The sequence below is a fragment of the Marinimicrobium sp. UBA4509 genome, from assembly GCF_002388575.1.
Classification (GTDB): Bacteria; Pseudomonadota; Gammaproteobacteria; order Pseudomonadales; family Cellvibrionaceae; genus Marinimicrobium; species Marinimicrobium koreense.
Genome location: NZ_DGMV01000031.1, coordinates 31839 through 46526, shown reverse-complemented (window position 1 = coordinate 46526; position 14688 = coordinate 31839). Strand labels below are relative to the sequence as shown.

11 protein-coding genes, 1 tRNA gene and 1 pseudogene are annotated in these 14688 nt (G+C 59.3%); 11 read left to right on the top strand and 2 right to left on the bottom strand.

Annotated features, from left to right (window positions below):
* Both B3520_RS03940 and B3520_RS03935 read left to right on the top strand, forming a co-directional pair.
* The coding region (locus tag B3520_RS03940) for a phospholipase effector Tle1 domain-containing protein (protein ID WP_286875457.1) at window positions 1-740 on the top strand (740 nt) is incomplete at its 5' end.
* A gap of 61 nt (window positions 741-801) precedes the next feature.
* Window positions 802-1752, top strand: coding sequence for a DUF2931 family protein (locus B3520_RS03935; protein ID WP_286804561.1), 951 nt, complete (start codon window positions 802-804; stop codon window positions 1750-1752).
* Window positions 1753-1993: 241 nt separating this feature from the next.
* On the opposite strand, the gene B3520_RS03930 is transcribed toward B3520_RS03935, so the two are convergent.
* Window positions 1994-2080, bottom strand: a tRNA-Leu gene (locus tag B3520_RS03930).
* A 411-nt stretch (window positions 2081-2491) separates the two neighbouring features.
* Here B3520_RS03930 and queA point away from each other — a divergent pair.
* The 5 genes from queA (at window position 2492) to B3520_RS03905 (ending at window position 9967) form a co-directional block, all read left to right on the top strand.
* Window positions 2492-3571, top strand: coding sequence for a tRNA preQ1(34) S-adenosylmethionine ribosyltransferase-isomerase QueA (gene queA, locus B3520_RS03925; protein WP_286804560.1), 1080 nt, complete (start codon window positions 2492-2494; stop codon window positions 3569-3571).
* Window positions 3572-3586: 15 nt separating this feature from the next.
* The gene (gene tgt, locus B3520_RS03920) at window positions 3587-4705 is read left to right on the top strand and encodes a tRNA guanosine(34) transglycosylase Tgt (protein WP_123638825.1); all 1119 of its coding nucleotides are present in this window, start codon (window positions 3587-3589) and stop codon (window positions 4703-4705) included.
* Window positions 4706-4830: 125 nt separating this feature from the next.
* Window positions 4831-6708 (top strand): protein translocase subunit SecD, encoded by a 1878-nt coding sequence (gene secD, locus B3520_RS03915; protein WP_286804559.1) that lies wholly within the window; start codon window positions 4831-4833, stop codon window positions 6706-6708.
* 12 nt (window positions 6709-6720) lie between these two features.
* Window positions 6721-7884, top strand: a complete 1164-nt coding sequence (gene secF, locus B3520_RS03910; RefSeq protein WP_286875456.1) for a protein translocase subunit SecF — start codon at window positions 6721-6723, stop codon at window positions 7882-7884.
* Window positions 7885-7954: 70 nt separating this feature from the next.
* A complete protein-coding gene (locus B3520_RS03905) occupies window positions 7955-9967 on the top strand; it encodes a PAS domain-containing protein (RefSeq protein ID WP_286804557.1) in 2013 nt (670 codons plus the stop codon).
* Between the two features lie 120 nt (window positions 9968-10087).
* Here B3520_RS03905 and B3520_RS03900 read toward each other — a convergent pair whose 3' ends face one another.
* Window positions 10088-10888: an inositol monophosphatase family protein gene (locus B3520_RS03900; protein ID WP_024459848.1), complete on the bottom strand. Its 801-nt coding sequence runs from the start codon at window positions 10886-10888 to the stop codon at window positions 10088-10090.
* 227 nt (window positions 10889-11115) lie between these two features.
* Here B3520_RS03900 and trmJ point away from each other — a divergent pair, with 227 nt between their 5' ends.
* From trmJ to B3520_RS03880, 4 genes and pseudogenes are all read left to right on the top strand, one after another.
* Window positions 11116-11925 (top strand): tRNA (cytosine(32)/uridine(32)-2'-O)-methyltransferase TrmJ, encoded by an 810-nt coding sequence (gene trmJ / locus B3520_RS03895; protein ID WP_123637116.1) that lies wholly within the window; start codon window positions 11116-11118, stop codon window positions 11923-11925.
* A gap of 86 nt (window positions 11926-12011) precedes the next feature.
* Window positions 12012-12488, top strand: a complete 477-nt coding sequence (iscR, locus tag B3520_RS03890) for a Fe-S cluster assembly transcriptional regulator IscR (RefSeq protein ID WP_123637117.1) — start codon at window positions 12012-12014, stop codon at window positions 12486-12488.
* A 42-nt stretch (window positions 12489-12530) separates the two neighbouring features.
* Window positions 12531-13715: an IscS subfamily cysteine desulfurase gene (locus tag B3520_RS03885; protein ID WP_286875455.1), complete on the top strand. Its 1185-nt coding sequence runs from the start codon at window positions 12531-12533 to the stop codon at window positions 13713-13715.
* A 254-nt stretch (window positions 13716-13969) separates the two neighbouring features.
* A pseudogene (locus tag B3520_RS03880) lies at window positions 13970-14688 on the top strand (Fe-S cluster assembly protein SufB); the annotation flags it as partial.

The following is a 14688-nucleotide window of genomic DNA, read 5'->3' as shown; positions in this document are numbered from 1 at the left end:
TTGAGGGATTTCCCGCCGATAAAATCGAGATCAACCTGGTCGGGCTCTTTGATACTGTTTCCTCCCACGGGATGTCGTTCAATAACGATGTGAAGACACTCAAGCTGGATTCGATTCGCAGGGCCAATCGCGTTGTTCAATTGGAGGCTTCGGAGGAGTACCGGAGTAACTTCTCCCTGACCACTATTGATAGTGCTGGAGGGAAAGGGCAGCGCATATGTCTGCCCGGCGCCCATAGCGATGTGGGTGGAGGCTACCGCTCTGGCCCCGAGGCTCAGGTCGTCTATCGAGGGCATCAGCGGGACCGCCACATCGATCGTGACTGGCTTCTGGCGCAAGGTTGGTACCGCCCAGAGGAACTTAGGCTACCCACTTCCCGCAATACGTTGAGCCACGTTATTCATGCCGAGCGAGAACTGGTGAAAACCAGCTATAGCAAAATCCCGTTGGAGCTGATGGCGGAGTTTATTCAGGATGAGGGGGTGAGTATGAATGAGCAGAAATTCCCGGAGCTCGTTGATTTGAGCGAAGAGTCCGACGAGTTGCAGGAACTGCAGGGTCGCATACAGGCCTATGTGGCATCGGGTAATGAATCCAGGCCAGAACACTGGCAGGGTCGTGACCCCTTGCTTCGTATTATTCGCCATCAGTACCTGCATCTTTCTGCGCATTATTCGAGTGTGGGTATGGCGCCCAGACTTCACGAGGGCCAACGTAGGCGAAAATACCATGAAGGTTAAAGCCCGGCGCCGATACACTCTGTTATCGGCACTGTTACTGTTACTCGGTTGTGAGGATTCTATGACCAAAGCGGATTGGCTGGCGTCGGAGTCGGCGCCCAATGATTACCCGATGGAGGTGATTTCCGGAACTTTTCTGTATCCAGGCGACGATCATGGGCTTTACGTCCCCGACGGTAAAACAGTCCATCACGGCTGGGGATATCCCGTTTCCACCCATGTGGTAGGGCCGGATCAAAAGCCATTACCGGATAGGTTGCGGATTACCTATTATTCGTACTTGGAAGATCAGTTCTATCGGGGCGAATTTGAACTGCCCTATGAGAGCATTGTGCAGATGGTTAATGAGGGCTATCCAAATCATAAGACGCCTCCAGCAACTATGTACTATGACGAACTGACCGTCGGCATGGCTCCCGGAGGCAGCGTCGCGGTTTGGCTGGTCGGTATTGGCAAAACCACAGAAATATTTTTTGGGAAAGCTGAGCCCATTGATTACGATTGGAAGAAATACTGGTCTGACGCTTTTATGAGCGATCATCCAAAGCCGAGAGAGCAGTACGTCGAGAAGGCGCTTGAGCTTTACCTGACACCCGAGCAGCGAAAACGCCTCGAAACCGAAGGCATACCCTTCGACAAATGGGAGCGAATGCGCACCCACTACCATTGGCAGCCCGAGTTCTTCCGTATGGCGGGGCCGGATTCTCCGGGAACGATCAATTACCTCAACGGCGAGCTCTATCACTTACGCTACCCCCTCACCGAGGAAGACGCCGCCAAGCCCAGGCCCTTACCCAAGCGCATGAGTTTCCACAGCGGCAAGTATCTTTTCATCATCCATTTCGATGAGGACGAGATGTTGAGCGTGTTCGAAAAGATGGCGGAAGGTGATAACCCCCTCTATCTGGATATCGCGCCGGGAATCCCCCGGTCAGAAACCGCCATCCGGGTGAGAAACCGGGACGATGAGCATATCGACCTTGAGAGGTTTACCGTGGAGGAGATCAATTAGCCCCACATCGAGCCATCGGACGTGGACCGTTGCCCGAAACACCATACGGCGGATGCGCCTTCGGCTTATCCGCCCTACGCGAGTTGGGGACGGCGAGTGCGTTGCGGATAGGAGTGAGGCTTGAGTAGGGCGGATCGGTCCGACGCATCGGAGCGTAGCGCATCCGCCGTAGCCCAACGATGATGACTGTTCCTACAGGCTTTGCTGAGCTGTATCTTGGAGGCGGATCACAAGAAAGAAGTGGTACCAGAGGCCGGACTCGAACCGGCACACCCTCTCGGGCGGGGGATTTTGAATCCCCTGCGTCTACCAATTTCGCCACTCTGGCACTGTATAAGCCGCTATGTGCTTTAGTGCGGGTTTCAGGTCTTTACCAGCGCGTTGCGCTGGCCCTGCGGTCGCTCTCGGGCTCCTGCCCTTCGCGACATTTGTGCATCCTGCACGGCATCTACCAATTTCGCCACTCTGGCACAGGTTTACTGCGTTGCGGGGCGGGATTATAGCAGCGTGCGGGGGTTCGTCAACCAAGGATTTTGGTGGTGGTGGGTGTGGGGCTTTGGGTTGCGGCGGATGCGCCTTCGGCTTATCCGCCCTACGGATAGCACAGCAGGTCGCGTAGGGGCCGAGCGCAGCGGTATTAATAAGCCCGCATCCGCCGTAAAACCCCGCGATCTGGTGGTCATTTTCGGGGTTTTCCGGTACCCTTGCGGGCTTTTGAACCTGCCTGAATATACGTCTTATGCGCCGCCAGGATTTTTACTACGATCTGCCCGAATCCCTGATTGCCCGTGAACCGGCTGCCGAGCGACGCGGGAGTCGCTTGCTGGGGCTGGATGGCCCGACCGGGAAGGTGACCCACGGTCAATTCCCGGACCTGCTGGAGCAGGTGCGCCCCGGGGATCTGATGGTGTTCAACGATACCAAGGTGATTCCCGCCCGCCTGTTCGGGATGAAAGACACCGGTGGCAAGGTTGAGATTCTGGTGGAGCGCCTGCTGACCGATGCGCGGGTGCTGGCCCACACCCGGGCGAGCAAGTCCCCCAAGATTGGTAGTCTGATCGTGCTGGAAGACGGCACCCGCCTGGCGGTGACCGGGCGGCGCGACGACCTGTTCGAGCTGAACTTCCCGCCAGAGGAAACCTCGCTGTCGGTATTGGAGCGCCTGGGGCATATGCCGCTGCCGCCCTATATCGACCGGGAAGATGAGGAACTGGATCGGGAGCGTTATCAGACGGTGTACGGTCGCAAGGCCGGCGCTGTCGCCGCGCCTACCGCCGGCCTGCACTTTGATGATGACCTGCTGGCCCAGTTGCAGGCCAAAGGCGTCAATCTGGCCTTTGTCACCCTGCATGTGGGTGCGGGCACGTTTCAGCCGGTGCGGGTGGACAATATTGCCGAGCATAAAATGCACAGCGAGGTCATGGACCTGAATGAGCAGGTGGCCGAGCAGGTGCGCGCCACCCGCGCGACCGGCGGTCGAGTGATTGCCGTGGGCACCACCAGCGTGCGCTGCCTGGAAACCGCCGCCGCTCGTGCCGAACCGGGACAGGGCATGGCCGCCTACCAGGGCGAGACCGATATCTTCATTACCCCCGGCTTTGAATTCAGAGCGGTGGATGCGTTGCTGACCAACTTCCACCTGCCCGAGTCCACGCTGATGATGCTGGTGTCCGCCTTTGCGGGTTACCGACACATCATGGACGCCTATCGAGAAGCCGTGGCTCAGGAATACCGCTTTTTCAGTTACGGCGATGCCATGTTTATCACCCGCAACCCGGACGCTCCGCGCGATCTCCCGGGTAGTCCTTCCGAGGGATAAAAGATGTCTTCCTTTATGCAGTTTGAACTGGACCGGGAAGACGGCCTGGCCCGACGCGGCCGCCTGAAGTTCCCCCGGGGCGTGGTGGAAACCCCGGCTTTTATGCCCGTGGGCACCTACGGCACGGTCAAGGGCATGTTGCCTCGGGATATTGAGGCCATTGGCGCTCAGATAATCCTGGGAAACACCTTTCACCTGATGCTGCGTCCGGGCACCGAGGTGGTCAAGGCCCACGGCGATCTGCACGATTTTATGCAGTGGTCCGGCCCGATTCTGACCGACTCCGGTGGCTTTCAGGTGTTCAGCCTGGGGGATATCCGCAAAATCACCGAAGAGGGCGTGTCGTTCCGCTCGCCCATTGATGGCAGCCCGGTATTTCTCGGCCCTGAGGAGGCCATGCAGGTCCAGCGGGATCTGGGGTCGGACATTGTGATGATCTTCGATGAGTGCACCCCGTACCCGGCCACGGAGGATGAGGCGCGCAAGTCCATGGAGCTGTCCCTGCGCTGGGCCAAGCGCTCCAAGGATGCCCACGGTGACAATCCGTCCGCGCTGTTCGGCATTGTGCAGGGGGGCATGTATGAGTCCCTGCGCCGGGAATCATTGGCGGGGCTGGAGGAAATCGGCTTTGACGGCTACGCCATCGGCGGCCTGTCGGTGGGCGAGCCCAAAGAAGATATGGTGCGCGTACTGTCGGCCCTGACGCCCCATATGCCCAAAGACAAGCCCCGCTATCTGATGGGCGTGGGCAAGCCGGAGGATCTGGTGGAGGGCGTGCGCCGAGGCGTGGATATGTTCGACTGCGTGATGCCCACCCGCAACGCCCGCAATGGCCACCTGTTCACCCATGAGGGGGTGATCAAGATCCGCAATGCCAAACATCGCCACGATACCGGCTCCCTCGATCCCAAATGTGACTGCTACACCTGCCAGAACTTCAGCCGCGCTTACCTGCATCACCTGGACAAGTGTGGTGAGATCCTCGGCGCTCAGCTGCAGACCATCCACAACCTGCGCTACTACCAGCTGGTGATGGCCGGGCTGAGGGAGGCCATTGCCGCCGGCGAGTTGGAGGCTTTCGTGGCCGACTTCTATCGGGCCCTCGGTAAGGACGTGCCGCCGCTGACGCCATAAATCACCGGGCGGGGTGCGGCTGCGCCCCGTTCATTACCCTACTTTCATTGTTGTCTTGGGGGAAATCGGTATAATCCGGGCCTTCATCCGTATCCGATACCGTCGAATAAGCCACGGAACCGTTTATGCATAACCGCTACCCGCTCTGGAAATACCTCTTGATTCTGGGGGTTGTTACCCTGGGATTCATTTACGCGCTGCCCAACCTCTATGCGCCCGACCCCGCCGTACAGATTTCCGGTCAATCCGGGGCGACCACCATGGATGCTTCCACGGTGGAGCAGGTAGAACGGCAACTTCAGTCACAGGGCATTGAATATGTCGGCGTAGAGCTGGGCGAAAATGCCGTTCTGGTGCGCCTGGCCAGTGAAGATGAGCAGATGACCGCCCGCCGCACCCTGCAGGAATCTCTGGGTGGTGATTTTGTGGTCGCTCTGAATCAGGCGCCGACCACACCGGATTGGCTGGTGTCTCTGGGCGGTGCCCCCATGCGCCTGGGTCTGGACCTCTCCGGTGGTGTGCACTTCCTGCTGGAAGTCGATACCGCCTCGGCCATTGAAACCCGTCAGGAAATCACTGCCGACGAAATGAAGGGCACGCTGCGCGAAGAGCGTATCCGCTACAACGCGCTGGAGGTTGAAGACGACCAGAGCATTCTGGCGCGCTTCCGTTCGGCCGAGCTGCGGGACCAGGCGCTCGCCCTGATGGAAGATGAATACGACACGCTGGTATTCCAGACCGAAGATGCCGGGGAAGAGGACTTCCGCTTTACCGCGCAGTTGAGCGAAACGGCGATTTCTGAAATTGAAGACTACGCCCTCGGCCAGAACCTGGTGACCCTGCGCAACCGGGTGAATGAGTTGGGTGTGTCCGAGCCGGTCGTGCAGCGTCAGGGCGGTAACCGGATTATCGTGCAGCTTCCGGGGGTTCAGGACACCGCCGAAGCCAAGCGGGTGATCGGCAAAACCGCCAACCTGGAATTCCGCCTGGAGGCCGGCCCGGATACGCTGGTATCCATGAAAGAAGAGTTCCCTTACCGCAGTGAAGCGGACAAGCAGCGCTTTGGCGGTGCTGAGCTGGAACGTCAGATCATTCTGACCGGTGACCATGTGGCCAACGCCACCAGTAGCTTCGATGCAGAAACCAATATGCCCCAGGTGAACATTACCCTGGACGGCCTGGGCGGTACCAAAATGCACCGCGCGACCCGGGATAATGTCGGACGGCGCATGGGCGTACTGTTCATTGAACACAAAACCCGCACTGAATATGCCACCAATGAGGCGGGCGAAACCGTCGAGGTGCGGGAGAACTACGTCGAGCGGGAAATCATCAGTCTGGCGACCATTCAGAGTGCGCTGGGCAAGCAGTTCCGGATTACCGGTCTGGAGTCCCCGGCGGAAGCCTCCGAACTGGCGCTGCTGCTGCGCGCCGGTGCTCTGGCGGCGCCCATGTACTTTGTGGAAGAGCGCACCATTGGACCATCTCTCGGGGCAGAAAACATTCAGACCGGTCTGAACTCGGTCGTGCTCGGGTTGGCGCTGGTGCTGGTCTTTATGCTGATTTACTACCGGGTGTTCGGCATCTTTGCCAACCTGGCCTTGGGGGCCAACATCCTTCTGCTGGTGGCGGTCATGTCCCTGCTGGGCGCCACTCTGACGCTGCCGGGTATTGCCGGTATCGTGCTGACCGTGGGTATGGCGGTGGACGCCAACGTACTGATTTTCTCCCGGATTCGGGAAGAGCTGAAAGAGGGCGCTTCGCCCCAGTCCGCTATTTACAGCGGTTATGAGCGGGCCTTCGTCAGTATTCTGGATGCCAATATCACCACCTTGCTGGTGGCGGTCATTCTGTATGCCATTGGCACCGGTCCGGTACAGGGTTTTGCGGTCACCCTGTCCATCGGTATTCTGACTTCCATGTTTACCGCGATCATGGGCACTCGGGCGCTGGCCAACCTGGTGTACGGCCGCCGTCGCAACCTGAAGAAGATCTGGATCTAAGAGAGCGCCACTATGCTACCGGAATCAAAAGTGATTAATTTTATGGGCTGGCGCAAAACCTGCGCCACCATTTCCATCGTGTTGCTGCTGGCTTCCATCGTCTCTCTGGCGACGCGTGGTCTGGAGTTTGGGTTGGACTTTACTGGCGGTTCCCAGGTCGAGCTGGGCTTCGATCGCCCGGCGGATCTGTCCACCATCCGCTCGGTGCTGGGCGAGCAGGGCCTTGAGAACCCCGTGGCGATTCTGTTCGGCTCGGACTCGGAAGTTCTGATCCGCACCCAGGATGCTCTGAGTGACGGTGTACTGGAGCAGTTGGAAGAGAGGCTCGCGTCCCTGTCCGACAGTGCGACCATTGCCGATGTGCGCAACGCCGCCAGCGACCAGACCCAGTTCTCCGAAGTGCTGGTGTTCAATGGCGTCAGTGAGTCAGCGCTGCGCTCGGCGGACCTGTTTGACCCGCGCTACTACGGTCGCACACAGATCGCGACCGAGGGTGAGGCCGTCACCGTTGCCGTTGAAAACGCTCTGGACAATGTCTATTCCCAATTTCTGATTGACGCGCTGGAAGAGGCGACCGGAGCGAGCATCAATCTGCGGCGCAGCGAGTTTGTCGGTCCGCAGGTGGGTGAAGAGCTGCGCGATCAGGGCGGGCTGGGCATGTTGTTCGCCTTGGCCGTGGTGATGATCTACGTGGCGATCCGCTTCCAGTACAAATTCTCCATCGGCGCGGTTCTGGCCCTGGTTCACGATGTGATTATTGTTCTGGGTGTGTTCTCGGTCCTGCGCCTGGATTTCGATCTGACGGTGCTGGCCGCAGTACTGGCGGTGATCGGTTATTCACTGAACGATACCATCGTTGTGTTTGACCGGGTGCGGGAAAACTTCCGCAAAATGCGTCGGGGCACCACCAACGAGGTGATCAATACCTCCTTGACCCAGACGCTGGAGCGGACCCTGCTGACCTCCTTGACTACCTTGTTGGTGTTGCTGGTGTTGTACTTCTTCGGTGGCGAGTTGATCAGTGGCTTTGCATTTGCGCTGATTGTCGGTGTGCTGGTCGGTACCTACTCGTCGGTTTATGTCTCGGCCAACATTCTGTCGGCAATGCACCTGACCAAAGAAGACCTCATGCCACCGCCGAAAGAGGGCGAGGAGCAGGAAGAGTTGGCTCCCTGAGCCTCGTGAACCGCTGAAAAAGTGCGGATACCAGTGGTGAGGGTATCCGCCCGATCGATGAGCAGAGCTTATGTCGAAAGGCATCACCATCAGCGATGAAGAATTGAGCCAGGCAAACAGCGACGAGCTGCGCGACCTGGTGGCACGCTATCGCCGGATTTTCAACGGTAGCGGCTACGGCTTCTGGGAGTGGGACCTCACCTCCAACCGCATTGACTGGTCCGGCGGTTTCTGGGAATCGCTGGGGTTCAATGACGAAGATAAAATCCGCATCAGCGACGCCACAGCGCTGCCGGATTACATCCACCCCGACGATCGGGACCACATGCTCGAAGCCGTGCGCGAACACCTGCGCAGCGGCGAACCTCTCAACACCGCCTACCGGATCCTCACCAACCGAGGCAACTACGTCTGGACCCAGGCCCGAGCGAACTCCATTCGCGACAAGTACGGCCGAGTCATGTACATCTCCGGGGTCAACTTTGACATCACCGAGCTGAAAAATGTCGAAGCGGCCCTGCGTGAAAGTGAGGCGCGTCAGGCTCGCATCATCCAGGCGTCCAATGACGGCATCTGGGAGTGGTACGCAGACCGCAAGGGTTTCCATTTTTCCAACCGTTGCTGGGAGCACGCCGGCTACGACGAGAAAGACGATGTGGTGATCCGGGGCCAGAACCGCCTGTCGGTCTGGCGCTCTCACATTCACCCGCAAGACCTGCCCAAGTTTGATCAGACCCTGGCCGATCACATGGCCGGGCGGGCACCGTTTGATATTGAGTACCGAATTTTCGGCAAAGACGGCGACATCCGCTGGATTCGCGCCCGAGGGCGAGCCAGTTTTGACACCGAAGGCAATCCGGTGCGTATGTCCGGCACCAATATGGATATCACCGACATCAAGCGCGCTGAAGAGCGGGTGGTGCAGGCCAAAGACGCGGCGGAAAAAGCCAATCAGGCCAAGTCCGACTTCCTCTCCAGCATGAGTCACGAGCTGCGCACGCCGCTCAATGCCATTCTGGGGTATGCGCAGCTGTTTCAGTATGACGACAACCTCACCGACAGTCAGATGGATAACGCCCGGGAAATCCGCAAGGCGGGCGAGCATCTGCTGCAACTGATCAATGATGTGTTGGATCTGGCCAAGATCGAGTCCGGCCGAATGACTTTCTCCTTGGAGCCGGTGTTGGTGTCCCGGGTCGTCGCCGAGTGCTTTACGCTGATTCAACCCCAGGCCGACGCCGGTGGCATCAAGCTAAGCGCGGACCTGAAGCGCCTTGAGAGCACTTACGTGGTGGCCGACAACACCCGTCTGAAGCAGGCGTTGCTCAATCTGGTCAGCAATGCGGTGAAATACAATCAGGTCGGTGGTGAAGTGGCAGTCAGTTTGTCGGAGCGGGACGATAACCGCCTGCGCATCACGGTTCGCGATACCGGCCAGGGTATACCGGCCAGCCGTCAGCACGAAGTGTTTCAGCCCTTCAATCGCCTCAACGCGGAGTACTCAAAAGTCGAGGGGTCTGGTGTCGGGCTGGTGATTACCAAGCAGTTGGTCGAGATGATGGGCGGTAAGCTGTCCTTCGAGAGTACCGAAGGGGTGGGCACCGAGTTCTGGGTGGATCTGCCTCTGTCCACGGAGTGGAATCAGGACCTGGTGGTCAACCGCCGCGAGCATGACCCGAAGGCGGATGAGGAGCCGGAAGCGTTGGTGCTTGAAGAGCCTCGGACCATTCTGTACGTGGAGGACAACCCGTCCAATATCCGCCTGATGCAACAGATTCTGAGTCGCTACCCGATGTTGACGCTGGAAGTGGCCGAAGAGGCGTTCCTCGGGATTTACAAGGCTCGCAGTGAGCGGCCGGACGTGATCATTCTGGATATCAATCTGCCGGGGATGGATGGCTACGAGGCGTTGTCGGTGTTAAAGCGTGACCCCGTGACCGCGGATATTCCGGTGGTGGGGCTGTCGGCCAACGCCATGGCCTACGATGTGGAGCGGGGCCGCAAGGCGGGGTTCTTTGATTATCTGACCAAGCCGGTGGAAATCAATCACCTGGTTCGGACGCTCAAGAAGCTTTTGGCTTAGGTAACGCCAGGTGACGGCGGATGCGCGCTTATCCGCCCTACGGTCGGTTGTGTAGGGCGGATAAGCGCAAAGCGCGCATCCGCCGTTACCAATACCGACCGCATCCACCAGCCTTTTACCTCAAACGTGCCCCAAATGCTTCTGTACCACCTGCAACACCGGCTTGAACACCTTCGGTGTACCACACACGATGTGGCCGGTATCCATATACGAGGTGCCGCCGCGGAAGTCGCTGATCAAGCCGCCGGCCTCTTTCACCAGCAGCACACCCGCCGCGAAATCCCACTCGTTCAGATGCATTTCCCAGAAGGCGTCGTAGCGTCCTGCGGCCACATAGGCCAGATCGAGCGCCGCTGAGCCCGCACGGCGAATGCCGGCGGTCTGGCCTGCGAGTTCACTGATGCAGGCGAGAAAAGGTTGGATTTTGGCCAGGGCCGGGCCATCGAACGGGATGCCGGTACCCAGCAGGGCACCTTCCAGGCCGCGACGGGTGGATACCCGGATGCGACGGCCGTTGAGTGACGCGCCGCGGCCGCGGCTGGCGGTAAATTCTTCGCGCTTGACGGGGTCGAGTACCACGGCGTGCTCAACCTGTCCTTTGTAAAAGCAGGCAATGGAGACTGAAAAATGGGGCATGCCATGCACGAAATTGGTGGTGCCGTCGATCGGATCGATCACCCAGACATAGTCCGGGTTCTTGCCCTGGGTGGTCCCGCTTTCTTCACCGCGGAAACTGTGGTCCGGGTAGGCCTTGCGCAACACCTGAATGATCGCCTGTTCGGCTCCCCGATCCACTTCGGTGACGAAGTCGTTGGGGCTTTTGTTTTCAACCTTGATGGTGTCCGGGCGTTCGTAGGCGCGTTCAATCAGTTCTGCCGCCTTGCGCGCCGCGCGCAAAGCCATCGTCAACATGGGTTCCATAGGGCAATCAGTCTTTTCGTGAAAAATGGGAAAGAACGGGGCGAGGGCGGGCCTCGCGAAGGCCGCACAGTATAACGGCAAGCGCGCCGGCTCGCCAGCGCCATGGTGCAATTGTCCCATCTTGGCCGGGGCGGGCCGCCGTGAACCCGGGCCGGGTGGTTCATGATAGAATGCGCGGCCTTTAGGGGCCCCGCGCCCACGCAATCGCTATCGATCAAGAGACCGTTATGACCGCCAACCCTTTTGACAATATCCGCATCGTTCTGGTGAATACCTCTCATCCGGGCAACATCGGTGGTGCCGCCCGGGCCATGAAGAATATGGGGCTGTCCCGCCTCTATCTGGTGGAGCCCAAGGAGTTTCCCTCGGAAAAGGCCGTCTGGCGGGCCGCCGGGGCACTGGATGTGCTGGATAAAGCCGTGGTGGTGGAAACGCTGGATGAGGCCATTGAGGGCTGTGGCCTGGTGGTCGGCACCAGTGCCCGCGAACGCCGGATTCCCTGGCCGCTGGTGGACCCACGCCAGTGCGGCGAGCGGTGCTGGCAGGAGGCGGGCGAGCACGAGGTGGCACTGCTGTTTGGGCGCGAGGACCGGGGTCTGACCAACGAGGAGCTGCACAAGTGCCAGTACCATGTGCATATTCCCGCCAACCCGGAATACAGCTCCCTGAATCTGGCCACCGCCGTGCAGGTGCTCTGCTACGAGCTGCGTATGGCCCACCTCTCGCAGCAAGAGGGCGGCCCGTTGGGCAAAACCGAATGGGATATGCCCCCCGCTAAAAGCGAGGCTTTAGAGCGGTATTTCGAGCACCTTCAGCAGACGCTGGAAACCCTGGATTTCCTCAACCCGGATAACCCCCGCCAGACCATGACCCGGCTGCGCCGCCTGTACCACCGCATCCGCCCGGATGAGATGGAGCTGAGCATTCTGCGCGGCGTGCTGACGGCCACGCAAAACTACATTTACCACACGGATAAACGCCTGAAATCCCTTGAGGCGGCGCCGGAGAACGAAAAGCCCTTGGATAATGGCGAATAGTTGAGTAAAATACTTGGTTATAGACGGGTGGGTTTCCGACAGCTCGGTATCCACTTTCCACCAAGGCTAGAGGCGACAATCCGGGCATGAGACTGACTACCAAAGGTCGATACGCGGTCACCGCGATGCTGGACCTGGCCCTGCACAGTGAGCAGGGGCCAGTGAGCCTTGCGGATATCTCCAATCGCCAGGGTATATCCCTGTCCTATCTGGAACAGCTGTTTGCCAAGCTGCGCCGGCAGAAGCTGGTGAGCAGTGTTCGCGGCCCCGGCGGCGGTTACCGCTTGGCGGAGCGCCTTGAAGCCATTTCGGTGGCGCAAGTGGTGGACGCGGTCAGTGAGTCCCTCGATGCCACCCGCTGTGAGGGCAAAGGGGACTGCCAAAACGGCAAAGTATGCCTGACGCACCACCTCTGGGAAGATCTCAGTGCCCAAATTCATCAGTTTTTAAGTGATATCAGCCTGGCGGATCTGGTCGAACGGCGCGACATTCAAGCGGTTCGGGCCCGTCAGGACCACCAACAGCAGCTCTCGGCTGAGCAGATTCTGTGCAGCCAGCTGTAGACGCCGTTCCGGTATCGTCTAGCAACGAGGTTTGAGTAATCGATGACGTTGAGCGCTCCACGTCAGCCCATTTATCTGGACTATGCCGCCACCACGCCGGTCGACCCGGCGGTGGCCGAGCAGATGGCGGCCTGCCTGACGCGGGAGGGCAATTTTGCCAACCCGGCCTCGCGCTCCCATCTGTATGGATGGCAGGCGGAAGAAGCGGTGGAGAATGCCCGTCAACAGGTGGCGGACCTGATCGGCGCGGATAACCGCGAAATTGTCTGGACCAGCGGCGCCACCGAGGCGGATAACCTGGCGCTAAAAGGCGTCTGGGAAGCGCGCCGCCGGGCGGGCTTGCCCGCAGGCCACCTGATTGTCTCCGCGATTGAACACAAGGCGGTGCTTGATCCTGCTCACTGGTTGGCGGAGCAGGGCGTTGAGGTCACTTATCTGTCCCCCAATACCAGCGGACGGATTGAGCCGGAAGTGGTACGCGCCGCGCTGCGGGACGATACGTTTCTGGTCAGCGTGATGCATGTGAACAACGAGCTTGGCAGCGTCAACGATATTGCCGGGATCGGCGCCATTTGCCGGGAGCAGGACATCCTGTTTCACGTTGATGCAGCCCAGAGTGGCGGGCGGCTGGCGTTGAATGTGGCGGAACAGAACGTGGACCTGATGTCCCTCTCGGCGCACAAAATGTACGGCCCGAAAGGCATTGGTGCTTTGTATGTTCGCCGTGATCCGGGGGTGAAAATCAGCGCCCAGATTCACGGCGGTGGTCACGAGCGGGGCATGCGCTCCGGCACCTTGCCCACCCATCAGTGTGTGGGCATGGGGGCGGCGGCCCAGTTGGCCGCTGATCGCCTGGCGGAAGATCCGCCGCGTATTGCCGCCTTGCGGGATGAGTTGTGGCAGGGCATTGCCGATCTGCCGGGCATCCAGTTGAACACGGACCTGGCTCACACGGCCTGCGGTCACCTCAATATTGCGTTCGGCGGTTGCGATGGTGAAATGCTACTGCTGTCGCTGCGCCAACTCGCGGTGGCGACCGGCTCGGCCTGCACCTCGGCGAGTCTGGAGCCGAGCTATGTGCTCAAGGCGATTGGCCTGAGTAACGATCTGGCCCAGGCCTCTTTGCGTATCAGTCTGGGGCGCCTGACCACCGAGGACGAGGTGCAGTTCGCGATCCAGCACATTCGCGACGTGGTGCCAAAGCTGCAACGTAAGGCCAGCGCCTAAATAGGCGGACGTCGGATTACGGCCTGCGGCCTAATCCGACCTACGAGAGGGTGAACACCAGCACCGAACAAAACAAGTAGGTTGGATTAGCAAAGCGTAATCCGACTTAACGCAAGGGATGCGGAAACAGGGCACCAAAGTACCCGTAGGTCGGATTAGCGAAGCGTAATCCGACAGAACAACGCGAACAATCGCGGAATCGAACAACCGAATTTTAGCTAACTCACTCCGAATGCGGAGACAGAGGTGAAGTGATGGCAGAGCAAGAAGTTGAAAAACTGATCAAGCGCGAGTACGCCGCCGGCTTCCATACCCAGATCGATACGGATACCTTGCCGCCCGGTCTGAATGAAGACGTCGTCCGGTTTATCTCCGCGAAAAAAGGTGAGCCCGAGTGGATGCTCGACTGGCGCCTGCAGGCCTTCCGTGCCTGGGAGCAGATGGAAGAGCCCAATTGGGCCCACGTACATTACCCCAAGGTCGACTTCCAGGCGCTGTCGTACTTCTCCCAGCCCAAGAGTATGGAAGATCGGCCCAAGAGCCTGGATGAGGTCGATCCCGAGCTGTTGCGCACCTACGAAAAGCTGGGCATCCCGGTCCACGAGCAGGAGATGCTGGCGGGCGTGGCGGTAGACATGGTGTTTGACTCCGTGTCTGTGGTGACCACCTTCCGTGAAAAGCTCAAAGAAGCGGGTGTGATTTTCTGCTCGATCAGTGAGGCGGTACACGAGTACCCAGAGCTGATCAAAAAGTATCTCGGTACGGTAGTGCCCCAGAAAGACAACTACTATGCCGCGCTCAACTCGGCGGTTTTCTCTGATGGTTCGTTTGTGTACATCCCCAAGGGCGTACGCTGTCCGATGGAGCTGTCCACCTACTTCCGGATCAACGAGCAGAATACCGGCCAGTTCGAGCGCACGCTGATCGTCGCCGAAGAAGGCGCTTATGTCAGCTACCTGGAAGGCTGCACCGC